This is a genomic window from Sutcliffiella rhizosphaerae (genome assembly GCF_917563925.1).
In the GTDB taxonomy this organism is placed as follows: domain Bacteria; phylum Bacillota; class Bacilli; order Bacillales; family Bacillaceae_I; genus Sutcliffiella_A; species Sutcliffiella_A rhizosphaerae.
Genome location: NZ_CAKJTJ010000003.1, coordinates 160329 through 184072, shown reverse-complemented (window position 1 = coordinate 184072; position 23744 = coordinate 160329). Strand labels below are relative to the sequence as shown.

At 40.7% G+C, this 23744-nt stretch carries 25 protein-coding genes; 4 read left to right on the top strand and 21 right to left on the bottom strand.

Features of this window, described 5'->3' with window-relative positions; all coding sequences use genetic code 11:
• Positions 1-611: 611 nt before the first annotated feature.
• Positions 612-1241 carry a uracil phosphoribosyltransferase gene (gene upp, locus LRP81_RS04520; RefSeq protein ID WP_230500061.1) on the bottom strand — a complete coding sequence of 210 codons (630 nt, stop codon included), beginning with the start codon at positions 1239-1241 and terminating at the stop codon, positions 612-614.
• Between the two features lie 158 nt (positions 1242-1399).
• The gene (locus LRP81_RS04515) at positions 1400-2641 is read right to left on the bottom strand and encodes a serine hydroxymethyltransferase (RefSeq protein WP_230500060.1); all 1242 of its coding nucleotides are present in this window, start codon (positions 2639-2641) and stop codon (positions 1400-1402) included.
• A gap of 300 nt (positions 2642-2941) precedes the next feature.
• Between LRP81_RS04515 and LRP81_RS04510 the strand changes: the two genes are divergently transcribed.
• Entirely contained in the window at positions 2942-3772 is an 831-nt protein-coding gene (locus LRP81_RS04510) for a VOC family protein (RefSeq protein ID WP_230500059.1), read from the top strand.
• Between the two features lie 4 nt (positions 3773-3776).
• Complete coding sequence (locus tag LRP81_RS04505; protein WP_263458225.1) at positions 3777-4538, top strand: helix-turn-helix domain-containing protein; 762 nt, start codon at positions 3777-3779, stop codon at positions 4536-4538.
• An 84-nt stretch (positions 4539-4622) separates the two neighbouring features.
• On the opposite strand, the gene LRP81_RS04500 is transcribed toward LRP81_RS04505, so the two are convergent.
• The 8 genes from LRP81_RS04500 to spoIIR all read right to left on the bottom strand — a co-directional run bounded on the left by LRP81_RS04500 (position 4623) and on the right by spoIIR (position 11481).
• Positions 4623-5225 carry a TIGR01440 family protein gene (locus tag LRP81_RS04500; RefSeq protein WP_399207077.1) on the bottom strand — a complete coding sequence of 201 codons (603 nt, stop codon included), beginning with the start codon at positions 5223-5225 and terminating at the stop codon, positions 4623-4625.
• Between the two features lie 49 nt (positions 5226-5274).
• A complete protein-coding gene (rpiB, locus tag LRP81_RS04495) occupies positions 5275-5712 on the bottom strand; it encodes a ribose 5-phosphate isomerase B (RefSeq protein WP_230500129.1) in 438 nt (145 codons plus the stop codon).
• A 111-nt stretch (positions 5713-5823) separates the two neighbouring features.
• Positions 5824-7113 carry a methyl-accepting chemotaxis protein gene (locus tag LRP81_RS04490; protein ID WP_230500056.1) on the bottom strand — a complete coding sequence of 430 codons (1290 nt, stop codon included), beginning with the start codon at positions 7111-7113 and terminating at the stop codon, positions 5824-5826.
• A 22-nt stretch (positions 7114-7135) separates the two neighbouring features.
• Positions 7136-7573 (bottom strand): low molecular weight protein arginine phosphatase, encoded by a 438-nt coding sequence (locus LRP81_RS04485; protein WP_230500055.1) that lies wholly within the window; start codon positions 7571-7573, stop codon positions 7136-7138.
• Between the two features lie 136 nt (positions 7574-7709).
• Entirely contained in the window at positions 7710-8255 is a 546-nt protein-coding gene (locus LRP81_RS04480; RefSeq protein ID WP_230500054.1) for a manganese efflux pump MntP, read from the bottom strand.
• A gap of 827 nt (positions 8256-9082) precedes the next feature.
• Complete coding sequence (locus LRP81_RS04475) at positions 9083-10156, bottom strand: L-threonylcarbamoyladenylate synthase (protein WP_230500053.1); 1074 nt, start codon at positions 10154-10156, stop codon at positions 9083-9085.
• A gap of 150 nt (positions 10157-10306) precedes the next feature.
• Entirely contained in the window at positions 10307-10777 is a 471-nt protein-coding gene (locus tag LRP81_RS04470) for a GNAT family N-acetyltransferase (RefSeq protein ID WP_230500052.1), read from the bottom strand.
• A gap of 65 nt (positions 10778-10842) precedes the next feature.
• On the bottom strand, positions 10843-11481 hold the full coding sequence (spoIIR, locus tag LRP81_RS04465; RefSeq protein WP_230500051.1) for a stage II sporulation protein R: 639 nt from the start codon (positions 11479-11481) through the stop codon (positions 10843-10845).
• A 161-nt stretch (positions 11482-11642) separates the two neighbouring features.
• Here spoIIR and LRP81_RS04460 point away from each other — a divergent pair, with 161 nt between their 5' ends.
• Positions 11643-11954: a hypothetical protein gene (locus LRP81_RS04460; protein ID WP_230500050.1), complete on the top strand. Its 312-nt coding sequence runs from the start codon at positions 11643-11645 to the stop codon at positions 11952-11954.
• A 76-nt stretch (positions 11955-12030) separates the two neighbouring features.
• Here LRP81_RS04460 and prmC read toward each other — a convergent pair whose 3' ends face one another.
• Together prmC and prfA are read right to left on the bottom strand one after the other, a co-directional pair.
• On the bottom strand, positions 12031-12885 hold the full coding sequence (prmC, locus tag LRP81_RS04455) for a peptide chain release factor N(5)-glutamine methyltransferase (RefSeq protein ID WP_230500049.1): 855 nt from the start codon (positions 12883-12885) through the stop codon (positions 12031-12033).
• Positions 12886-12893: 8 nt separating this feature from the next.
• Positions 12894-13964, bottom strand: coding sequence for a peptide chain release factor 1 (gene prfA, locus LRP81_RS04450; RefSeq protein ID WP_230500128.1), 1071 nt, complete (start codon positions 13962-13964; stop codon positions 12894-12896).
• Between the two features lie 266 nt (positions 13965-14230).
• Between prfA and LRP81_RS04445 the strand changes: the two genes are divergently transcribed.
• The gene (locus LRP81_RS04445; protein WP_230500048.1) at positions 14231-14386 is read left to right on the top strand and encodes a hypothetical protein; all 156 of its coding nucleotides are present in this window, start codon (positions 14231-14233) and stop codon (positions 14384-14386) included.
• Between the two features lie 464 nt (positions 14387-14850).
• Here the strand turns inward: LRP81_RS04445 and LRP81_RS04440 are convergent, their stop codons facing one another.
• The 9 genes from LRP81_RS04440 to LRP81_RS04400 form a co-directional block, all read right to left on the bottom strand.
• Complete coding sequence (locus tag LRP81_RS04440; protein ID WP_230500047.1) at positions 14851-15282, bottom strand: hypothetical protein; 432 nt, start codon at positions 15280-15282, stop codon at positions 14851-14853.
• Between the two features lie 71 nt (positions 15283-15353).
• Positions 15354-15959, bottom strand: coding sequence for a thymidine kinase (locus tag LRP81_RS04435; protein ID WP_230500046.1), 606 nt, complete (start codon positions 15957-15959; stop codon positions 15354-15356).
• Positions 15960-16085: 126 nt separating this feature from the next.
• Positions 16086-16331 carry a type B 50S ribosomal protein L31 gene (locus tag LRP81_RS04430; RefSeq protein ID WP_010200435.1) on the bottom strand — a complete coding sequence of 82 codons (246 nt, stop codon included), beginning with the start codon at positions 16329-16331 and terminating at the stop codon, positions 16086-16088.
• 268 nt (positions 16332-16599) lie between these two features.
• Positions 16600-17871: a transcription termination factor Rho gene (gene rho, locus LRP81_RS04425; RefSeq protein ID WP_230500045.1), complete on the bottom strand. Its 1272-nt coding sequence runs from the start codon at positions 17869-17871 to the stop codon at positions 16600-16602.
• 608 nt (positions 17872-18479) lie between these two features.
• Positions 18480-19448, bottom strand: a complete 969-nt coding sequence (gene glpX, locus LRP81_RS04420) for a class II fructose-bisphosphatase (RefSeq protein ID WP_230500044.1) — start codon at positions 19446-19448, stop codon at positions 18480-18482.
• Between the two features lie 330 nt (positions 19449-19778).
• The gene (locus LRP81_RS04415; protein WP_230500043.1) at positions 19779-21071 is read right to left on the bottom strand and encodes a UDP-N-acetylglucosamine 1-carboxyvinyltransferase; all 1293 of its coding nucleotides are present in this window, start codon (positions 21069-21071) and stop codon (positions 19779-19781) included.
• 297 nt (positions 21072-21368) lie between these two features.
• On the bottom strand, positions 21369-22013 hold the full coding sequence (gene fsa / locus LRP81_RS04410; protein WP_230500042.1) for a fructose-6-phosphate aldolase: 645 nt from the start codon (positions 22011-22013) through the stop codon (positions 21369-21371).
• Between the two features lie 211 nt (positions 22014-22224).
• Positions 22225-23082, bottom strand: a complete 858-nt coding sequence (locus LRP81_RS04405; protein WP_230500041.1) for a class II fructose-bisphosphate aldolase — start codon at positions 23080-23082, stop codon at positions 22225-22227.
• A gap of 271 nt (positions 23083-23353) precedes the next feature.
• Positions 23354-23725 (bottom strand): response regulator, encoded by a 372-nt coding sequence (locus tag LRP81_RS04400; protein WP_230500040.1) that lies wholly within the window; start codon positions 23723-23725, stop codon positions 23354-23356.
• Positions 23726-23744 lie beyond the last annotated feature (19 nt).

Below are 23744 nucleotides of genomic sequence, written 5' to 3'. Positions count from 1 at the left end.
GGAAATCGGATTAATTATCAGCAGATTCGGATTAATTATTCGTCAAACCGGATTTAATCGGATGATAGCGACTGCTCTCAGTGACGTTTCGCACGAACTCCCCTTAGTTTGGCACCAACTTTACTCATTTTGGCACGAACTAGCACCAATTTCGCACCAACTCGACACGTTTTCGCACCAACTTAAAGTCCTTGTTTAACTAAGCCCATAAATTACCCACCATAAAACTAATAATCACCGCATATCCCCATGAAAGTAGGAGATTTGCTTTTTTTATAACTAGGGGGCATGGTTTTTCCAAAGTTCCAGAGGGAATTTTGAGACTAGGATTTATTATCAGTGGATTTGGATTAAATAATGGGGAAATCGGATTAATTATCAGCAGATTCGGATTAATTATTCGTCAAACCGGATTTAATCGGATGATAGCGACTGCTCTCAGTGACGTTTCGCACGAACTCCCCTTAGTTTGGCACCAACTTACCGTGTTTTGGCACGAACTTTCCCCGATTCCGCATCAACTTGATCATTTTTCCACCGAAGTTAACAAACTCATTATTTTTCACAATAAAAAGCACTCTCCAGTGGGTGGGAAAGTGCTCTTCTCTTCATTATTTTGTTCCGTAAAGTCTATCGCCTGCATCGCCAAGGCCTGGTACAATGTAACCTTTTTCATTCAGCTTTTCATCAAGTGCCGCGATGTAGATGTCCACGTCAGGGTGTGCTTTTTGGAAAACCTCTACTCCTTCTGGGGCAGCAATTAGGCACATGAATTTGATGTTTTTCGCGCCGCGCTTTTTCAAAGAGTTGATAGCTTCGATAGCAGATCCGCCTGTTGCCAGCATTGGGTCCACTACGATGAAGTCTCTCTCTTCGACATCAGAAGGTAACTTTACATAATACTCAACAGGTTGGAGTGTTTCTGGGTCACGGTAAAGACCAACATGTCCTACTTTCGCTGCTGGAATTAGTTTGAGCATTCCTTCTACCATGCCAAGTCCAGCACGTAAAATAGGAACAATACCTAATTTTTTGCCTGCTAATACGTTGGATTTGGAGATGGAAACCGGAGTTTCTACATCCACTTCTTCAAGTGGTAAGTCACGGGTAATCTCGAATGCCATTAGACTTGCGACCTCATCAACTAGTTCACGAAACTCTTTTGTTCCAGTATGTTTGTCACGGATGTATGTAAGTTTGTGTTGAATTAACGGATGATCAAAAACGTACACTTTTGCCATTCGAAATCTCTCCTTTTATTAAGTTTTATCAAAAACTGCTCATATGTCTCAAATCACACTTCCATTGATTCTACAGAAAAATTTAGGGTGAATCAAGTTCTTTTGCAAGAAAAAAAAGAGATCTAACAAAAGACCTCTTCTTAGACTGGTGGCTGACCTTACCCTAATGCAGGATATAGTTCATATTTTCCAGAAACTGCTTCTACTCGTGCTTTTGCTTCTTCTAATTTTGCTTCATCTTCATGATTTTTCAATGTGAAGGCAATGATAGACGCGATTTCATCCATGTCTTCTAATGTGAAGCCGCGACTAGTAACAGCTGCAGTACCAATACGAACTCCACTTGTTACAAATGGACTTTCTGGATCAAATGGAATCGTGTTTTTATTCACTGTAATTCCTACTTCGTCCAGAACCTTCTCAGCGATTTTTCCGGTAATAGAAAGTGAACGGACGTCTACTAACAGTAAATGGTTGTCTGTTCCGTCAGATACGAGTTCTAGTCCTTCTTGTTTCAATGCTTCTGCTAATCGGTGTGCATTATCTATAATTTTTTGCGCATAGTCTTTAAATGTAGGCTGCAATGCTTCACCAAACGCTACTGCTTTGGCTGCAATTACGTGCATTAGCGGTCCACCTTGAAGTCCTGGGAAAATGGATTTATCAATTTTCTTTGCCCATTCTTCCTTGCAAAGAATCATTCCACCACGAGGGCCACGCAATGTTTTGTGAGTGGTCGTCGTTACAAAGTCTGCATAAGGCACTGGGTTTTGATGCAGGCCAGCTGCAACAAGGCCAGCAATATGAGCCATGTCGACCATTAGGTAGGCGCCAACTTCGTCTGCAATCTCACGGAATTTAGCAAAATCAATTGCACGAGGATATGCACTAGCTCCAGCCACGATTAGCTTCGGTTTATGTAATCTCGCTTTTTCTGCTACATCCTCATAGTTAATGGTATGGGAATCCTTGTCCACTCCATATTCCACGAAATTATATTGAATTCCACTAAAGTTTACAGGGCTTCCATGTGTCAAATGTCCACCGTGGGAAAGGTTCATCCCAAGGACAGTGTCACCTTGTTCCAAAATGGTAAAATAAACGGCCATATTCGCCTGGGCACCAGAGTGTGGTTGAACATTTGCATGTTCGGCTCCGAAAATTTCCTTGGCACGGTCACGGGCAATATTCTCTGCTACGTCTACGTGTTCACAACCACCATAATAACGACGGCCTGGATATCCTTCTGCATATTTGTTCGTCAAGACAGAACCTTGTGCTTCCATAACTGCTTCACTTACAAAGTTTTCAGAAGCAATCAATTCAATTTTCGTACGCTGTCTTGCTAGTTCGTCCTGGATGGATTGAAACACTTGTTGATCTTGTTGTGCTAATTTCACTTTCGGAGTCCCCCTTTGATTATAAGTAAATAGTAGTCATTCGGCTTTTCAACCTTTATCTCCTTCATTTTATCATGCAAAGTTTCAGATAGAAACAAAAAAGGAAGATTGATAGCGCTTACCTCTAAAAACTTTCGTACTTCATGTTGCGCACCGTTGATCTAGAGGCGTTCTAACTACCTTCTACAACCCGCGTATTTCTTTTTATAGATAAAAAAAATCAGAAAATTCATTGACATTAAACCAGGTTTAACCTTTATCCTATAAATGTAACTAATACAGAAATGGAGTGTGATTGCTATGTTTCGATGGGATGGCGGCTTTATTATGGTAAAGTCAGATAAGTTTGAGGAAGGGGTTCAATGGTATCAAGAAGTGTTGGGATGGAAATGTGTAGATCAAGTAACTTCATGGATTGGTAGAAAGGCTTTTATGAAGCTTCCCCGGTTTGGGATGGTAACGTTAAAGTCTTTTGACGGGGACTATGAGCACTTAAAGTCCTTAAGTAAGGAAGGTAACGTCACTCTTGGGTTTACGACATTTGACATGGAGAACACTATTGACTATTTAAACAGTAAACAGGTGGAATCTTCAAACATACATACACTTCCAAACGGGCAAAAATATTGCGATATAATTGCTTTCGACCATACGAAATTGAGAGTTATTGAAGAAGGGCTAGGAGCTGATGATGAGAAAAAGGAATACCCTGCAGCAGGGGTTCACGGTTTCGGAAAAGTCAATTCCATCATTCAAGTAAATGATCCAGTAAAGTCTGCCTCGTGGTACGAAAAGCATCTCGGATTTGAAACAGTGGAAGTAGATGCAGTTAAAGGATATGCACTTATGCGCACAGAGGATGCTTATGACAGGAATGCTTTGAATGAATGTTTTTGGGATCATATTTGGCTTTTAAAAACGGATGAAAAAATCGAAGCACCAAATGACAATAAAGCAAGGACCTACTATGATATCCGCCCTGATGTTTTCTTTGAAGAATATAACAAATTAATCAAAAGTGGCATAAAACCTTCGGAAATTGCAGGTGACCCGATAAAGGGATGGGGTGGTTTCCACTTTTATGATCCTGATAATAATCGGATCAATGTCTGGTCCTATATAATGAATTAACCTTATGCATTTCACTATACAGGAATTTTCAAAGAGAACAGGATTGGCACCGAGTAAGCTGAGATTTTATGATAAAAAAGGGCTATTGATTCCGGGAACCCGTCTGGAGAATGGCTATAGGGCCTATTCAGCGGAACAAATTCAAGTTGCCAAAATGATTGATTCACTTAGGAAAGCTGAAATTTCTATTGAGGATATAAAACTTTATTTTCAGGTGGACGATCAAAGAAAAAAGGATTTTCTTACTAGCTGGAAAACAGAATTAGATAAAAAATTGGAGTCCATCCAAGCAGCTCGGAAATATGTTGGAGGCATGAAAGCAGGCGGGTCGCAACAGCTTCTTTTATCCAAATGGGAAAAAGAAAAGCTATTTGTATGGCAAAAGTTTGAGGCAGAGAAAAAACCCTATCCATTCCGAGAATCTTTTTCTACTTTTAACAAAACACTTTGTCTTCTAGGGATAAAAGAATCCAATCAACTGTATGTGAGGACAACAAACTCTACTGGCGACAAACTGATTGGTGAGGTAGGATGCGAATTGGAAGCTGAAGTGTTATGCGATAACCTTGAAGGGGTTTATTTGGAACGTATTCCCCCAACCTTGTTTGCTATTTTAGAAAATTGCAAGCCAGATGATGCGTTTTTTTGCTTTTCCTATATTCAGCTTGTGATTCGTTTTGGTTTTCAGCCAGCAGGTTATAAACTTGAGAGATATGATGATGTGCATGCAGAAACATATGATTATTTCATTCCTTTAGTACAATAAGACAGTTGAAAACGCTCGTATTCTCCTATTGCTCGAACAGGCATGCATCCATGACAGACAAGCGTTTTCAACTTGGATAGATACTTACTTCTTTTCCGAACTTTCAAGTATTGCCGTTAGAGGGCGCTCATACACGGCTCTAGCTCCACCAATCAACCTCGGTCTCGTCCTTGCCATCGTAATATGTGCATTCCCGACAGATTTTACGGAGCTTCGGATTGGAACAGCTACATGCTTGATATGCATGCCAATTAACGTGTCGCCTATATCAATTCCCGCATCTGCTATTACATGCTCAACCATGACCGCATTTTCCATATGATGAAAAGCATAAGATGCCATTGCCCCTCCGGCTTGTTGTACTGGTATGACAGTTACTTCTTCCAATCCACGCTGTTGCGCAACTTCTCTTTCCACAACAAGTGCGCGATTCAAATGTTCACAGCACTGAAAGGCGAGTGCAACACCAGTTTCGGCACGAAAATCATTCAGTACGGTAAAAATGGTTTCTGCTACCTCCTCGGTTCCTGAGGTTCCAATACGCTCTCCGACTACTTCACTTGTACTACAACCAATTACAAGCAACTGACCTTTTTGTAAATTTGCTTGTGCCTGCAGGTCTGTAAGAATTTGTTGCAACTCTTCTTTCCATTTGCTTTTATCCACCTCAATCCACCTCTCTTTGATTATTCTTTGAAAAAAAGCCCATGAACAGCTTGTTCACAGGCGCTTATGTCTATTTTTCCAATTGATGGATTTTATTAACGCGGTTTTCATGACGTCCACCTTCAAATTCTGTAGAGAGCCAAATTTTCGCGATTTCACGAGCAAGGCCTGGCCCGATGACCCGCTCTCCCATTGCAAGGACATTGCTATCATTGTGTTCGCGGGTTGCTTTTGCACTAAACATGTCATGTACTAATGCACAGCGAATTCCTTTTACTTTGTTTGCTGCAATGGACATCCCAATCCCTGTCCCACAGATTAAGATTCCACGGTCAAATTCGCCTTGTGAGACTTTTTCCGCTACTGGTTGTGCGTAGTCTGGATAATCTACAGATGTTTCACACTCGCAACCGAAATCTTCAAACTCTATATTTAATTCTTTTAAAAGTCCCTTAATCTCCTCACGGATGTTCATTCCACCGTGATCGGAAGCGATGGCCACTTTCATTTTATTCATCCCCTGACTTAGATGTTCGTTATATGTACATCTTACCCTCCAAGTAGAAAAAAATCCATTGAAAGGCAGAAAGAGCCCGCAGTGTTTCCTGCGGGCCACCTTCTAGACTCTAAATTTCGCAATCATTCGTTTCATGTTGCTTGCTTCTCCTGCAAGCTCATGAGATATTCTTTCTACACTTGCAATCATGCTTGCCTGCTCATGGGTTGTTGCTGTCACTTCTTCTGCTCCTGCGGATGTCTCTTCAGCAATGGCTGCAACTTCTTGGGACTGGCGGGCAGTCGTTTGAATACTATCCATTTGGCGGTCGACCAACGTAGCAATCTGTTTGACCGATGCCGCTACTTCCATTACAGAATTAGTCATTTCTGCAATAACTTCATTCGTTGCGGTCCCTTTACCTGCTTCTTCATTTGCTGCCTTTACTTGCTCGGTAATCTGTGTGACCACATTTTTGACTTCTTCTTGGATGTTTTTAATTAATTCCGATATTCCTTGTACTGCTTTAGCACTTTCGTCTGCCAGAGAACGAACTTCTTCTGCTACAACCGCGAAGCCACGACCGTGTTCCCCGGCACGTGCCGCTTCGATGGAGGCATTTAGGGCAAGCAAGTTTGTCTGTCCTGCAATATCTCCTACTAATGAAATGATGTTCTCTACTTCTTTTGCATTTTTTTCTAATCTTTCAACAGCCTGTAGCGACGTTTGGTTTTGACCTGCTAGCTTTTGGATACCAGAAACAAGGGAATGAATGACTTCTTTACTCTCATCAAGATCCTTCACCATCTCTTCGGAAAGCTGCTGTGAGGATGTTGCTTTCTCATGTACTTCATCTGCAATTTTAATGACGTCTTCCACTGATTCTGCAGTATCTTGCACCGAGGATGCTGAGCTTTCTGCACCTTTTGCAATTTCTTCAATAGTTAACGAAATGCTTTCTGCTTGTTCAGATGCACTTATGGAAACTTCACTAATTTCTTCCACCTTTTTATTCGTCTTTTCAAAGGTTTGATCAATGGTCTTTACCATATCTCTCAAATTATGTAGCATTAAATTAAATGCTGATCCTAAAGCACTGATTTCATCTCGTGAAGTCGACACAGGCACATCTATCGTTAAATCACCATTTGCTGCTTTTTGTGCAACAGCTTCTAAATTTTGTAATGGTTTAGTAATATATCTAGCTGCAAAAAAGGCCAATATTCCAGACCAGGCAACTCCTAAAACGAGTGTTATTATGGTAAAAACACCTACTTCGATGAAATTTTCCACATAGTTTGCAACTACATAAATGAAAACCCCACTAATTGAGTATGTGATTAATGCCAAGATTGTAATAAATAACACAAGCTTGAAGCGTAAGCCATACCTATACTTCCCTTTCTCCTCCATCTTGCTCCTCCTCCATTGCTGCCTACGTTTTATCCTTTAATCTTTCTATTACTAACCCGATTGCCTCCTGAAGTTCCTCAAAAGTTTGACGATACATAGATACTGGGCCTCCATAAGGATCGGAAACCTCTCCTTGCTGCTCTATGAAGCCTTTTAGCGTGAATGTTTTCCCAATACATGCCGGGTAACTATTCTCCAACAACATTTTATGCTGATTCGTCATCGTAAAAACAAAGTCAGACCATTCCAGTAACTCTTCTGTTACTTGAGTTGAGGTATGCTCGGGTGTCAATCCTTGTTCTTTCAATACTTCCTGGGCAGAAAGTGATGCTTCACTACCAGGCATGGCAAACACACCTGCTGATTTCACCTTCATCCCGGGAATTTCCCTACTTGCCAATATAGCAGCTGCCATTGGGCTTCTACACGTATTTCCTGTACATACAAATAAAATATTCATTCTGAACTTCCTCCTTTTTTCCTTATTATAGACAAAAAGAAAAGAGAAGAAATAGGAATAAAGTCTCTCCCACTTTTTATATCGGTTCTTTCGGCAAAAGTTTTAGAATTTAAAAGAAAAAAAGACCCTATAGGTCCTAATGGAAAAATAAAAGTTTAATTCCAAAACCAAGGAGGATGCTGCCGCCGAGTGCTTCACTATACGAGCCAAGCCACCCTTGCAGCTTTTTCCCAGAAATGAGCCCAAGCCATGTTAAAAACATAGAGACTGCTCCAAACAAGAGGATGGTCAACAAGGTTCTTGCGCCGTAAATCCCAAGAGTTAAACCGACTGAAAAGCTGTCAAGGCTGACACTAAGAGCAAAAAGGAAAAGACCTGCCCCAACCGGTGTTATCATTGGCCCGTCCTCTTTCTTTAAAGAAGAATACATCATCTGTATTCCTAGTAAGATTAGCAATAATCCTCCCACACTTGTCGCAATTGCCCCAAATTGTTCAGAAAGGACTCTCCCAATTATCATCCCTATCAAAGGCATGAAGATATGGAATGCCCCAATGGTAATTCCTATGTAAAAGATTTGACGCACCCTAAGCTTAATCAGTCCCATTCCAAGTCCAACTGAAAAAGCGTCCATCCCTAAAGCAAATGCCATCAATAATAGTGTCATGAATTCCCCAATCATGTACCGCCACCCCCGGACTTGTCTACTTCAAGATATGCACAAGCTCTAGGGATTAGAAGGGAATTTTGATTGAGGCAAGGATTTCCTAACGCGTAAGGCTGAGATGGAGGTTTAATAGTTACTGAAGCCTGGAGCTAGATAATCTGACTGGATCTGCCCCGACTAAAAAATAAGCCGGGAAAACGCAATTTACGATATTCGGGCACTTATTTGGGATTTGTGGGCCCGGAAAATCGCAATTTATGATATTCGGGCACTTATTTGGGATTTGTGGGCCCGGAAAATTGCAATTTACGAAAAACGGGCGCTCATTTGGGATTTGCGTGCCCGGAAAATCGCAATTTACGAAAATCGGGCACTTATTTGGGATTTATGGGCCCGGAAAATTGCAATTTACGAAAATCGGGCACTTATTTGGGATTTATGTGCCCGAAAAATTGCAATTTACGAAAATCGGGCGCTCATTTGGGATTTGCGTGCCCGGAAAATTGCAATTTACGAAAATCGGGCACTTATTTGGGATTTGTGTTCTCGGAAAATCGCAATTTATGATATTCGGGCTCTCATTTGGGATTTATGTGCCCGGAAAATTGCAATTTACGAAAATCGGGCACTTATTTGGGATTTGCGTGCCCAAGGAAAAGGCAATTTATGTTATTCGGGCACTTATTTGGGATTTGCGTGCCCGGAAATTTGCAATTTACGAAAATCGGGCACTTATTTGGGATTTGTGTGCCCGGAAAATTGCAATTTACGAAAATCGGGCACTTATTTGGGATTTGTGTACCCGGAAAATTGCAATTTACTATAATCAGATCCTTTTTAGGCTAGTTTTTGTCCCTGCCTTCTCTTATCCATTTATGCCCTGCCGCTTTTTCGAGTCTATTCATTATGGCAGCGCCGACTCCGTATTCAGGGAAAACTTCACTATAGATGATATCCACATCTGTGGAATTAAATGATCGGAGTGCATCGTAAAGATGGGCTGCAACTGTTTGTAGGTCTGTTTTAGTACCACATGTGATTGCAACTAGTCTAAGTTGTTCGGTAGGCAATTGCGCAATGGTTTCTTTTGTTGCGAGTACCCCTACTTTTTTCCCCTCTTCTAGAGCTTTTTTAATTGTTTGAGCGAAGAAGGAAGGGTTTCCGTCCACAAGATATACAGGTGCGATTGGAGAATAATGTGTATATTTCATGCCTGGGGACTTCGGCTGTATGTTTTCTTCATTTTTTAAGAGAGCAGGATCCACCTCGACTGTCCCTACCACTTCCTCCAGCTGTTCCTTCGTAATGCCACCCGGTCTCAATATTATTGGAGTGCCTGTTGTACAGTCCACGACTGTGGACTCGAGCCCAACCCCTGTCGTCCCTCCATCCACAATTCCAGCTATTCGACCGAATAAATCCTCTCGTACATGATTCGCTGTTGTTGGACTTGGTTTTCCAGATAGATTCGCGCTCGGTGCAGCAAGTGGAAGTCCAGAAACGTCAATAAGCGCAAGTGCAACTGGATGACTCGGCATTCGAATGGCTACCGTATCAAGTCCTGCTGTCACATAATCAGATAATCCCTCTTTTTTGGGTAATACAAGTGTAAGTGGTCCTGGCCAAAACGAATTAATCATTTTCTCCGCTACAATTGATATGTTATCCACAAGTGTGGGTAATTGTTCTTTTTTGCTGATATGGACGATTAATGGATTATCAGAAGGGCGCATTTTTGCCTCATAAATCTTAATCACAGCTTCATTTGACAAAGCATTGGCACCTAGTCCATATACCGTTTCTGTGGGAAATGCCACTGTCCCATTTCGCTTTAATTGCTCGGCAGCCTCTTCAATCTGTGGATAACTTACTTGTAATGGGTTGTTATTATCCACAGTCCAAAATTTTGTATTCATGATCTATCCCTCATTTTAATATCTGTTAATATGTAAGGTTTTTCTCTTGCAAGTATATAGACTTTCCACACATAACTCAAGCTTTATCCACATATTGTGGATAAAGCTTGTCTGTTCCGTGGATAACTTTGTGGGTATGTGAGTTTTGTCCTATATTTTTGAATGAAATTTTACTGGATCTTTCAAATTACACAACATTAATGTGCAGTTTTCCTGCTTGATCACGTCTTTAAAAAAGTCCGAATCCTTCAGTTCTTTCGGAGCATGGTTGATAGACTGTGGATAAAAATGAAGCAGCTCAAAAAATTGGATGTAGTTGTTCTTGTTTGTAACGAGATAAAGCTCTTCAAGATGCTGAGCTCGTGCATGATGCTGTGTATGTTCAAACAATTGCAGGAGCTGATACTGTTTGACAGATGGTCCAATTACGAGTGAGCGGAGCAACCCTACATTTCCATACGTTTCAATTCCTATCGTTCCACAGATGCCCTCGTTCTTTTCTTCTAAAATAATATAGCTTCCGATTTTTTCAGCCAATCCTTCTATGCCAATGTTTGCTTTCTGTAAAAAGACTTGGAGTGCAAATAGGTCCTCCTTGGTGGCTGTTCGTAATGTTTTCATTTTTTTCACCTCTTCTAGTAATTTATCTATTACTACCTTATTGAGGTGTTAGAGAAAGTAGAACATTATCCCGCAATTTTTTCCCATAGGGATGATAGAAGGTCTACTAGAATGAATCCCACTTCCACTTCTTCTGGCTCTTCATCCACTACAAAATCCTCTGTTTCGTCTTCTTCAAAAGGAGTTGCAGTAGCTTCACCATTAGAAAAGTTTAAAAAACATAATGGCGGAAAAAGTACACACCACCAGTTGGCACCTTTGCCTTCCCCAAGTGTGATTAGTATTGCTTCGTAATCCCCTGCAGGATAAATAAATTTACCGTACATTTTAGTTGGAAAATCAACTCTTCCGAAATCCACGTTATATGACTGACTCAACCCTTCTTCCGCCATTACTTCTTCCACCAATGATTCTATTTTATCTAGGTTTCCAGTTATGACTTCTCTTGCCTCTTCTCTGGAAGTCAACCCTTCTACCCAAACCGTAATTTCTTCATTCACTCGATCACGAATCTTACGTTTTAGTTCCTGATCTTCCGTACCATCACTGTTAGCAAGAATGCGAAGCCTGATTGCCTCATCAGGAATAACCATGGCACCGTTTTTTACTTCCGCTCCAGCTGTTACTTGCTCTCCTAACAATGATAGGTAAGCCCCCACGAATAGTAATACTATATATAATGTCAGTTTATTTTTCTTAATCATTTCAAGCACTCTCCCCTCTAGGAGACAGTTTGGACAAAAAAGAAAAATCCTAAACTAGTTAGAAAATAAAATTTCACTAGTTTACTAGGCGAGGTTTAACTCTTCTTACTAGAGGGTACAGAAATAAGACGCATTATTATAGAGAAGAAAGGGAAGGTTTTATGAAATCATTCACTTGCAACATAGATTCCTTTCGAATCGGGGAAATGCAGAGCGCTTTTAACCATATCAGTATTCCGATTGCGTTCGAAATACTCGTAGGCGGAAGGTGGATGAAAGGGAAGGTATTTTATCATCATTACCATCGAACTATCTCTTATGACTCTAACCTGTCTGAACTCATACAATTATGCACAAATGAGAAAAAAGAAGAGCTAAGGCAAGCTGTTGTCCAATACGTAGAAGAAAAAACAAATAGAGGCCTGACAATTGCCAGACCTCATATGGAAGACGGAGCAAGGGCAGAAGCTTAATTGCTTCCCACACTCCCAATCAATACCGAACTACCGGTTTTAGTAGGGAAAGCTCCTTCTCCCCCCTTCACAATCCTCATCCAATTTCTGCAAAAACCATTCGATCTTTCCCGTTAATGTCTAACACTACTTCTACAGAGGCCTGTGGGAATGTTTTTTCCAAAAGCATTTTAACTGCCTCACCTTGTCCCATCCCTACTTCAAAAGCAACGATGGCTCGATCTTTTAAAACTTGTGGCAATTCTTCCATGAATCTCTCATAAAACTCCAGTCCAGATACTCCCCCAACCAATGCGCGGTAAGGCTCAAAATCTTTTACGACTGTCGAGAGACCCTTATATTCTTGTTCTGGAATATAAGGAGGGTTAGACACAACAACATCCACTTTTATTTCTTGTTCAATAAATGGCAACAACAAGTCCCCTTGGAGGAACTCTACCTCTGCTTGCAAAGCTTCTGCGTTATCCATGGCAACTTCAAGCGACTCTCCGGCAATATCTGTTGCTTGTACCGAAAGACGGCTGTTTTCCAAAGCTAGCGTAACGGCAATGGCACCGCTGCCTGTACCTACATCGACGACATTTATTTTTTCATCAGTTGGGAAATGCTTGCTTATCCGCTCCAAAACTCCTACCACTAACTCTTCTGTTTCCGGCCTTGGAATGAGCACCTCTTCACTAACAAAGAAATTCCGTCCATAAAACTCTTCTTTTCCCATCAAATATTGAACCGGAATTCCAGCCACATGTTTATGCACACTGAACACAAATGAGCTTTGCATTTCCATTGGCAGCAATTCTTGCATTCTACTAAAAAGCTGAGCACGATCCATTTTCATATGGTGCCGTAGCAATAACTCTCCCGCATTTTCATCACGTTCATTTGTTTTTAAAAAAGAAGAAGCCCAATTTAGGGCTTCGTACACCTTCATGGCCTTCATCATTGCTCCATCTCTTCCATTCGGCGTGCTTGATCTTCCATAATAAGCGCATCAATTACTTCCTGTAGCTTACCTTGAAGAATTTGATCAAGCTTTTGTATGGTTAATCCAATACGATGATCGGTTACACGATTTTGCGGGAAGTTGTACGTACGAATACGTTCTGAGCGGTCACCGGTACCTACCGCTTGTTTACGGTTCGCATCATATTCAGCTTGTGCTTCTTGCTGGAACTTGTCATATACGCGTGCACGAAGAACCTTCATTGCTTTTTCTTTATTTTTAATCTGTGATTTCTCATCCTGACAGGAAACCACTGTGTTCGTTGGGATGTGCGTTAATCGAACGGCAGACATCGTCGTGTTTACTGACTGTCCACCAGGTCCACTTGATGCAAATGTATCTACACGGATATCTTTTTCATGAATTTCAATTTCCACTTCTTCTGCTTCTGGCAATACTGCAACTGTTGCAGTCGAAGTATGAATGCGTCCGCCAGATTCCGTTTCTGGAACACGCTGAACACGGTGAGCTCCATTTTCAAACTTCAGCTTGGAAAATGCCCCTTTACCAGTAATCATGAAGATAATTTCTTTATATCCTCCGACACCAGTTGATGCAGAGTCCATCACTTCTGTTTTCCAGCCATGTGCTTCTGCAAAACGACTGTACATCCGGTATAAGTCACCCGCAAAAAGAGCGGCCTCGTCTCCACCAGCAGCACCACGAATCTCCATAATAACGTTTTTGTCATCATTAGGATCCTTTGGTAAAAGAAGAATGTGTAAACGCTCTGCCAAGGATTCCTCTTGTTCCTCAAGCTCGGAAATCTCCTCTTTCACCATTTCACGCATATCTGCATCCAATTTGTCCTCAAGCATTGCTTTGGCATCCGTTAATTGCTCTTTTACCGTTTTATATTCACGGTACACTTCCACCGTTTCTTGAATATCTGATTGTTCTTTTGAATACTCACGCAGCTTTTTCGTGTCATTAATAACTTCTGGATCACTCAATAGCTCCGTCAATTTATCATATCGTAATTCTACAGCCTGCAAACGATCAAACACTTGCATTCACCTCTATATTGGAGTCTTCTTTATATTCTGACCTTATTATCTGTTTTATCTACAACATTCTAATTATAGTATAGGTTGTGTGGGAGGTCAAAAAAAGAAAATGGCATTGCTATTTTATGTATCCAGAAGAGAAAAGGGGATCCTTTCTTTAAGTCTGATGCTTAGTAAGATAGCCTATAAGCCGGTCTGATATATCGTACATTATTGCAGTTAAATCAACAAAGGAACCTTGTATACATTTTCGGTGGTCGATTGGTGTGGCGAGGACTAGAAAAACGGAAGTTGGTGCGATATTTGTTCGAGTTGGTGCCAAAACTTGGCGAGTTCGTGCCAAAACTTGGCGAGTTCGTGCCAAAATGTGGCGAGTTGATGCCAAAAATAGCAAAGTTCGTGCTAAACGGCTTCATGGCTAAAAGCCAAATGCATTCTAGGTGGTTTAAGCGTGCAATAATCTAAAATGACCAATATTAAATTGGAAAGTACCATTTTCTCATCCGGTATCCACTATATTAAATCCGAAAAGCCCCATATTAAATCCAAAACCGACAACTTTAAATCCAATCCATAAATAGAATTTTTTTCAATAAAAAATAAAAAAAGTACGTGAAGGACTCACGTACTCAGTGTGAAGACAAAGGTACTATTTCTTAAAGTTAATGCAATTCCCATGTTGATCGTAGTGAAAGACGCGAAGACTCCTGCGGGAGGAAGGGACATGGGAAACCCCACAGGACGCAGTCCGAGGAGGTTCCCGGACCGCCCGCGGAAAGCGAAGCGTCTGTAACGAAGATCAACAGTTCAATGCAAAGACTAAAAAAATGGGTTTGTCAACAGTCTGAGTACGTGAACGACTCACGTACTACTCACTGTTAGCTTTTTATCGCTCTTTAATAGTCAGATGTACCTGATAGCGCGGAACAACCTCGATGAAACGTTCTTGCAGTTCTCTTTTCAGACGCTTTTTCTCTCTGCTTGTCATGTCTTTATGAGCATATGCTGTCACCCGTGCAGTGTGGCCAGTTATGTAAACGGGGCCTGGCTCAAGGTCGCTGTTATACTCTATAACTTCTCTGAATTTATTCTGATCGTCTCCGTAATCTGGACGATTTTCAGAAAGGTCAAGGAAGTTAGGATTTTGATTGGTATTGTAGTACTCTGAATTGAGATCTCGTCGGTAAAAGCCTTCTTTATTGTTTACACCGATCAGTTTTTTTCCATCAAAGTCCTCGTCAGCCCCAAAGCGTTGATGTCCACTACAACCACTTATAAAAATAGAGCATACGACTAGGAACAGGATGACATGTTTCATGCCAACACCTCCTGTTTCTTAGCGTATCCTCTTTGCCGTATTTATTACGTATTAAATAAAGGAAAAAATATCTATTTATTCATTTCTTGCAGTACAGACACTTTGTGAGGAACTTCATGATGATGACGACAGCGAGGTTCGTAGGATTCTGAAGCGCCTACTAAAATAATTGGGTCATCGTAACGAGCAGGTTCTCCATTGATTAAGCGTTGTGTACGACTAGCCGGTGAACCACATACAGCACATACTGCCTGCAGTTTTGTGATTGTTTCTGCAATAGCCAATAGTTCTGGCATTTTTCCAAACGGTTCGCCGCGGAAGTCTTGATCAAGTCCTGCCACAATGACACAGTAGCCTCTGTTTGCGAGTTCTTGTACCACTTTTACTATTTGATCATCAAAGAACTGTACTTCATCTATACCTACGACGTCTGTTCCCTCGTTCACTTGATCCAATATTGATTGGGAAGTAGGGACTGGCATTGCAACGATAGAGGTGCCATTGTGAGATACAACTGCTTCATCACTATAACGATTATCAATGGCTGGCTTAAAAACTTGAATTTCTTGTTTGGCGAATTGGGATCGTCTCATACGGCGTATTAGCTCTTCTGATTTACCAGAGAACATACTGCCGCAAATTGCTTCTACCCATCCTGAGTGCTTCATAACATACATGGACGGCCCCCCTTTAATATTTAGGCAATAATCTATAATAATATTTAGCGTTATTAAACGAACGAAATATGTAAATAGAAGTAAAAAAACAGGCAAGATATAGGATAACCTGCCTGTTTTACTTTATTACTTAAGGCCGTATTTTTTGTTGAAACGCTCAACACGTCCATCAGCAGCAGCATGCTTCTGACGACCAGTGTAGAATGGGTGAGAATCAGAAGAGATCTCAACTTTGATTAGAGGGTAAGTAGTACCGTCTTCCCATTCAATAGTTTCGTTTGTTTTCATCGTTGAACCAGTGATGAATTTGAAACTAGTGTTGATGTCCATGAATACAACTTTACGGTAATCCGGATGAATTCCAGCTTTCATTCTTGTCATCTCCTTTTCAGCCCTGAGTCTTTCGAAACAGAGTTATCATTCAAATGATACCTAACCATGTTGGCCGACATCATTTATCTTAAAAACACACTGATGAAATTATATCAACTAATGACGTCTTTTGCAACAATCCTTTTGGACTTATATCGGGTTAGATTTTGTTAATGTTTTCCTTACGCCTGAATGGTAGAAGGATGGTTGGTTGGTCATACAAAAACCGCACCCCACCAGTTGGCAAGGTACGGTGCTAATCTTATATTTATCTTTTGGCAACTCCAGCTTTTTGGTCTTCTTCCAACATTTCGAAGAATTCCTGGTTCGTTTTGGATTGGCGCAGTCTGCGCAGCAGTTTCTCAGCAAAATCCGGTGAATCGGACATGGTTTTGCGAATAGCCCACAGTTTGTCCAAATGATCTTTTGGAATAAGTAATTCTTCTTTCCGTGTTCCAGATCGACGAATATCGATAGCTGGGAAGATTCTTCGCTCTGCAAGCTGACGGTCTAAGTGTAACTCCATGTTTCCTGTTCCTTTGAATTCCTCATAGATGACATCATCCATACGGGAACCAGTGTCAACAAGTGCTGTGGCAAGAATCGTTAAGCTTCCACCTTCCTCAATGTTACGAGCCGCACCGAAGAAACGCTTCGGACGGTGGAAAGCCGCCGGATCGATACCACCAGAAAGCGTACGTCCGCTCGGTGGAATAACTAGGTTATACGCGCGAGCCAAACGAGTGATACTATCCATTAGAATAATAACGTCACGCTTATGCTCCACTAGACGCAGGGCACGCTCCAATACTAATTCCGCTACTTTGATATGATTTTCTGGAACCTCATCAAATGTTGAACTTACTACATCTCCAGCAACAGAACGTTCAATATCCGTTACTTCCTCTGGACGCTCATCGATTAGAAGGACAATGAGTTCTGCCTCCGGATGGTTGGTTGTGATGCTATTGGCAATTTCTTTAATTAACATCGTTTTACCTGCTTTTGGAGGTGCCACAATTAGCCCACGCTGTCCAAAGCCCACAGGTGCTATTAAATCCATGATCCGGGTAGAAAGACCCTTGGGTTTTGTTTCCAAAACTATTTGGCGATCTGGATATAATGGGGTTAATGCAGGAAAGTGAACACGTTCCTTCGCAGATTCAGGGTCATCTCCGTTTACTGCTTCAACATGTAACAGTCCGTAATAGCGCTCATTTTCTTTCGGAGGACGCACTTTACCTGATACCTTGTCCCCATTTCTAAGGTCAAAACGGCGAATTTGGGAAGCGGATATATAGATATCCTCTGAGCTTGGAGAGTAATTGATTGGACGCAAAAATCCAAAGCCTTCCGATTGGATGACTTCCAATACTCCTTCCATGAAAAGTAAACCGTCCTTTTCTGCCTGAGCTTTTAAAATAGCAAAAATAAGTTCTTTTTTTGTGAGTTTACTGTAATAAGAAACTTTATGCTGACGTGCAAATTCGTATAGTTCTTTTAGTTTTAAATTCTCTAAATGTGAAATAGTTAAATCCATAAAAAGAAAACACCACTCTATTCGTTTAATTAGTCAGGTCAACCCTGAATTTTGTCTTCCAAAACTGATTCAAGCTGAATTTAAGTTCGAAGGATGGGAATATGCTAAGTCTTTCTCTGCAAAATTAGCAAATGTAAAAATGTAAGCAGTGAGGACTAATCCCCGTAAATGTGGGATAAACTCTCCTTATGAAGAAAATGTAGAAGAATCGCAAGGAAGATATAAGGTAGAATTACAAATTACTCGTAGTATAGATTAAAGAATAAGAAAGTATAAGTTTTTGAAGTTAGAACAGTATCTAGTTCCAGACTCCAACAAAATGCTTCACACTTTACTTATTTTACCCACATTTTGTTCTTTTAAGCAACTATTTTTTGTAGACAAGCTTTGAGTCATCTTGATATTTTCTGGGGAATAATCTTATTTTTTGTCGACTAACTTTCTTTCACTACCATACTATTCGTACTACCTAGTAATTTTATGACCTTTTACTTATAAAAGCGATCTTACTACCATCAAATCTTATAGCTCTAGTAGGACTTTTTAAAACCTTCCTCCAAGAAAAAACCGTAGACGATTAGTATCTGTCTACGGCATTCTTTCAACTATCAAGCTTTGATTACTAGGTTCGGTTTCTTTTTAATGTTATGCTGCCCATCAATAAATCTCACAGTCCCTGACTTTGCTCTCATGACAACTGAATGCGTGGTAGCATTGGTGCCACGGAACTGGACGCCACGTAAAAGTTCTCCGTCTGTTACACCTGTTGCTGCAAAAATGGCGTCATCTCCTCTTACAAGGTCTTCCATACGCAGGACCGCATTCACATCGACAATCCCCATTTTATGACAACGTTGCAATTCCTCATCGTTTTGTGGGAGCAGCTTTCCTTGTATCTCCCCACCTAGGCATTTCAAGGCAACTGCTGCAATTACACCCTCTGGTGCTCCACCTGATCCGAATAAAATATCGACACCAGTATGATCGAATGCAGTGTTAATCGCCGCTGCCACATCCCCATCATCAATCAGCTTGATACGGGCACCGGCTTCTCGCAACTCCGCAATGATTTTTTCATGGCGAGGCCTGTTTAGTATAACAGCGACCACATCTTCAATTTCCTTATTTTTTGCTTCTGCCACTGCTTTTAAGTTGTCTGTTACAGAAGCATTAATATCAATTTTCCCTACTGCTGCAGGTCCAACAGCAATTTTGTCCATATACATATCAGGAGCATGAAGAAGGTTTCCATGGTCGGCAATTGCAAGTACAGCAAGTGCATTCCACCCTCCCGATGCGACGATGCTTGTCCCTTCTAGGGGATCCACTGCAACATCCACTCTCGGACCGTAACCAGTTCCAAGTTTTTCACCAATGTATAGCATTGGGGCTTCGTCCATTTCCCCTTCGCCAATAACTACGGTTCCTTTCATCGGTACAGTATCAAATACATCACGCATCGCAGAAGTTGCTGCTCCATCTGCGCTGTCTTTCTCACCGCGTCCCATCCAGCGTGCAGAAGATAGCGCTGCCGCTTCTGTTACACGAATAAGTTCCATAGATAAACTTCTTTCCAAATGTCCCACTCCCTTTTTCCATCTAGCAAACTAGTATTTGACTATGGTAATTTTCTATTGTTACATTATACAAATAGCTATTGTGATATACTTTTCGTTAATAGTATATCACATTTATCGAAATAAAAAAGAGAAAATAAAAGAAATGCTCACATCGAGCTATACCCTTTCTAACTTCAAAAAAGGATGTATATTTCATCGTAATCGTTACTACCCACCTTTTTAGGGCAGTTTTAAAAGAAACATGGCATGGAAATGCAACCATCTATTAAAAATGAGCCAAAAAAAAACAGAACTTCAACTTAGGAAGTTCTGTTTTCATTTGATTCGTTATGAATTCTGCATTTGTTCTATTTCTTCTTTTGTTAAGGACTCGCGCCACACAGTTGCACCAAGTCCTTCAAGTTTTTCGACTAGATGACTGTACCCACGGTCGATATGCTCAAGACCGGTAACTTCTGTCAGTCCGTCTGCTAGTAATCCTGCGATAACTAGTGCAGCTCCAGCACGTAGGTCACTCGCCTTGACTTTAGCACCTTGGAGTTGAATTGGACCATTTATAATAGCTGAACGGCCTTCCACTTTAATTTGGGCGTTCATGCGACGTAATTCGTCCACATGCTTAAAGCGTGCTGAATAGATGGTATCTGTAACGATACTAGTCCCCTCTGCTTTTGTAAGCAGGGTTGTCATCGGCTGTTGTAGATCAGTTGGGAATCCTGGGTGAACGAGCGTTTTTACATCAACTGCTTTTAACTTTTCACCTGGAACCACAAGCAACTGGTCCTGATCGTTATTAATATCTACCCGGACACCCATTTCACGGAGCTTCGCAATTAGGGGTTCTAAGTGAGTTGGAATAACGTTGTCAATGATTATCTCTCCACCGGCTGCTGCTGCCATAACCATGTATGTACCAGCTTCAATTCGGTCTGGAATAATCGTGTGTTTGCATCCATGGAGGCTATCGACACCATCGATACGGATGACATCTGTACCAGCACCTTTGATTTTTGCCCCCATACTGCTAAGTAAGGTTGCCACATCAATGATTTCCGGTTCTTTTGCCGCATTTTCAATTATAGTTCTTCCTTTAGCCTTAACGGCTGCAAGCATAATATTGATTGTAGCCCCAACACTTACTACGTCTAAATAGATTCGTGCTCCTCTTAGTTCATCGGCACGAAGATAAATAGCCCCTTGTTCATTGGTTATTTCTGCACCCAATGCTTCAAAGCCTTTAATGTGCTGATCAATCGGTCTTGGACCAAGATGACAGCCTCCAGGCAATCCTACCACTGCTTTTTTGAAGCGACCGAGCATTGCGCCCATTAAGTAGTAGGAAGCGCGAAGTTTTTTTACTTTTCCACTAGGAAGCGGCATTGAAATCATCGTAGAAGGATCGACTGTCAGATCTTCGCCATCTAGATTAACTTTCCCACCAATTTCTTCTAACAAACTGCTAAGTATTTCAACATCAGATATTTTTGGTAGTCCTTCAATTGTTACTGGAGTATCCGCTAAGATGGTTGCAGGAATCAGAGCTACTGCACTATTTTTCGCACCACTTACGCGAACTGTTCCATTTAACTTATTTCCACCAAGAATTTTTAACTTTTCCATATAGATCTCCCTTCAAGGCGAGGTTGGTTTATATCTTTCTTTTTCGTAAACTTTAGTGACATCTACAAAATTTAAGATTGATCATGGCGAGCTTATTTTCTGTAAAAGAAAATAAGCATCTCCAAAAGTGCTATTCTTTATTATACACAATTATTACCAATCATAAAAATTTCGTTACCTACTAGTTTACACGAAAGTTTTTCTGACATATATGGAAAAACATGATTCTTTATGAAATCGTAATATTTGATACTTTATATCTTATTTCGACACCTTCATTTTGTCGAATGTTATGAATTATTGCTGGCGGTTATTCCAATCTGCCAAGAATTTTTCAATTCCTTGATCTGTTAAAGGATGGTTGAAAAGCTGCATCAACACTTTAAATGGAACTGTGGAAATATGCGCTCCCTTTAAAGCTGCCTCTGTAATATGCATAGGGTGGCGAATAGACGCAGCAATAATTTCTGTTGGGATATCGTGAATAGCGAAAATATCCGCAATATCGGAAATAAGGTCTAAACCATTTTGTCCGATATCATCCAGACGGCCAAGGAACGGAGAAACGTAAGTTGCCCCTGCTCTTGCAGCAAGCAAAGCTTGATTTGCATTAAATATAAGCGTTACATTTGTTTTAATATTCAATTCACTGAAAACCTTTACTGCCTTTAGACCTTCAGGTGTCATTGGCACTTTAACCGTAATGTTTGGAGCGATGGCAGCCAATGTTTTTCCTTCTTCAATCATTCCCTCTGCATCTAGGGCAATTACTTCTGCACTTACGGAACCTGCTACAAAAGAAGTAATTTCACGAAGGCGATCTTCAAAAGAAATGTTTTCTTTTGCAACAAGACTTGGATTTGTAGTTACTCCGTCAAGAACTCCTAATGCGTGAGCTTCCTTAATTTCTTCTAGATTTGCAGTATCGATAAAAAATTTCATGAATATCTCTCCTTTTTGTGTTTGAATAACTGCCTTATGTAAAAGTACTTCAACGTAATATTCGTTTCAATCAGGCTTTTTTCCTGTTTGAACTTTTTAACTTAACTCAAGAAAAAACGCTTTCACATGAAAAGAAATAAAACCGCCGGGTATGGCGGTTCTGTTGTTGTCTTGTTGGTTGAGGTTATTATCTTGTTTTAAAAATGAAAAATTACGCTTTGTTGGAAGAACCAAATTCGCGCATTTTGCCTTTTACTGTTTCTTTAATTGCTTCACGAGCAGGTCCTAAGTATTTACGTGGATCGTACTCTTCTGTTTTTGCAGCAAGTGTTTCACGTACTGCTTTTGCAGATGCAATTTGGTTTTCTGTATTTACGTTGATTTTAGCTGTTCCAAAAGAGATTGCTTTTTGGATGTCATGAGTTGGAATACCAGTTCCACCGTGTAACACTAGAGGAACTCCCGCACGGTTGTTGATTTCTTCCATCTCTTTAAAGCCAAGGTTTGGTTCACCTTTGTATGGTCCGTGTACAGATCCAAGTGCTGGAGCTAGACAATCAATACCTGTGCGTTTAACAAGCTCTTCACACTCGTTAGGGTCTGCATAGATTACGCCTTCTGCGATAACATCGTCTTCTTGTCCACCTACCACGCCAAGCTCTGCCTCAACAGATACTCCGTGGAAGTGTGCTAATTCTACCACTTTCGTAGTAGTTTCGATGTTTTCCTCAAATGGGTGGTGAGAAGCATCGATCATTACAGAAGTGAATCCTGCATGGATCGCTTTTGCACAAGATTCAAAGCTGGAACCGTGGTCTAAGTGAATTGCTACAGGGACAGTAATCCCATAATCTTTCATTAGCGCTTTAACGATCGCTACAACTGTATGAAAACCTCCCATATAACGGCCTGCACCTTCAGATACACCAAGAATAACCGGTGAATTTTCCTCCTGTGCTGCTTGAAGAATCGCTTGTGTAAACTCAAGGTTGTTCAGGTTGAACTGACCTACTGCGTATCCTTCTGCATTAGCTTTTTTTAGCATTTCTGTCATAGAAACTAAAGGCATAATAACACCCTCCTTATTTTATACTCACTCCGAAAAGTATTTCCCGCTCTTACAAGAGAATATAATTATTCATACATATCAAAACTAGCTTGACCAATAAGAAAAGCAGTTATGTATCAGCATGAAACAATCTGTAAAACTTTACGGAAGATTTTTATCCAGTTCCTAGCATATCAACTATGCAGAAAAACGGCAACTATTGAAGTCTGCCGTTTTTCGATGAAAGCGATAACAATTAAAATGTTCTAATATTCAGTTAGATAGCAGCTTTTCAAACAGAATGTCTTGGCATATTTTTTCGTACTGCTTCTCGTATTTCATCGATATCAAATGGCTTAGCGAAATGAGTTATCGCACCTAAGTCCTTTGACTCTTGAATCATATCGAGCTCTCCGTAAGCTGTCATTATGATAACTTGGATATCGGAATTGAATGCCTTTAATCTTTTTAAAATTTCAATTCCATCCATCCCGGGGATCTTCATGTCCAACAATACCAAGTCTGGTGAATGCTTTTCGACGATATCCAATGCCTGGTATCCATTTGCCGCCTGAAACGTCTGATAGCCCTCTTTTTGAAAAACTTCATTTAGCAAAATCCGTATTCCATATTGGTCATCTACAATCAGTAATTTTTGCCCCACCTTTACACCCCTCTTCAAA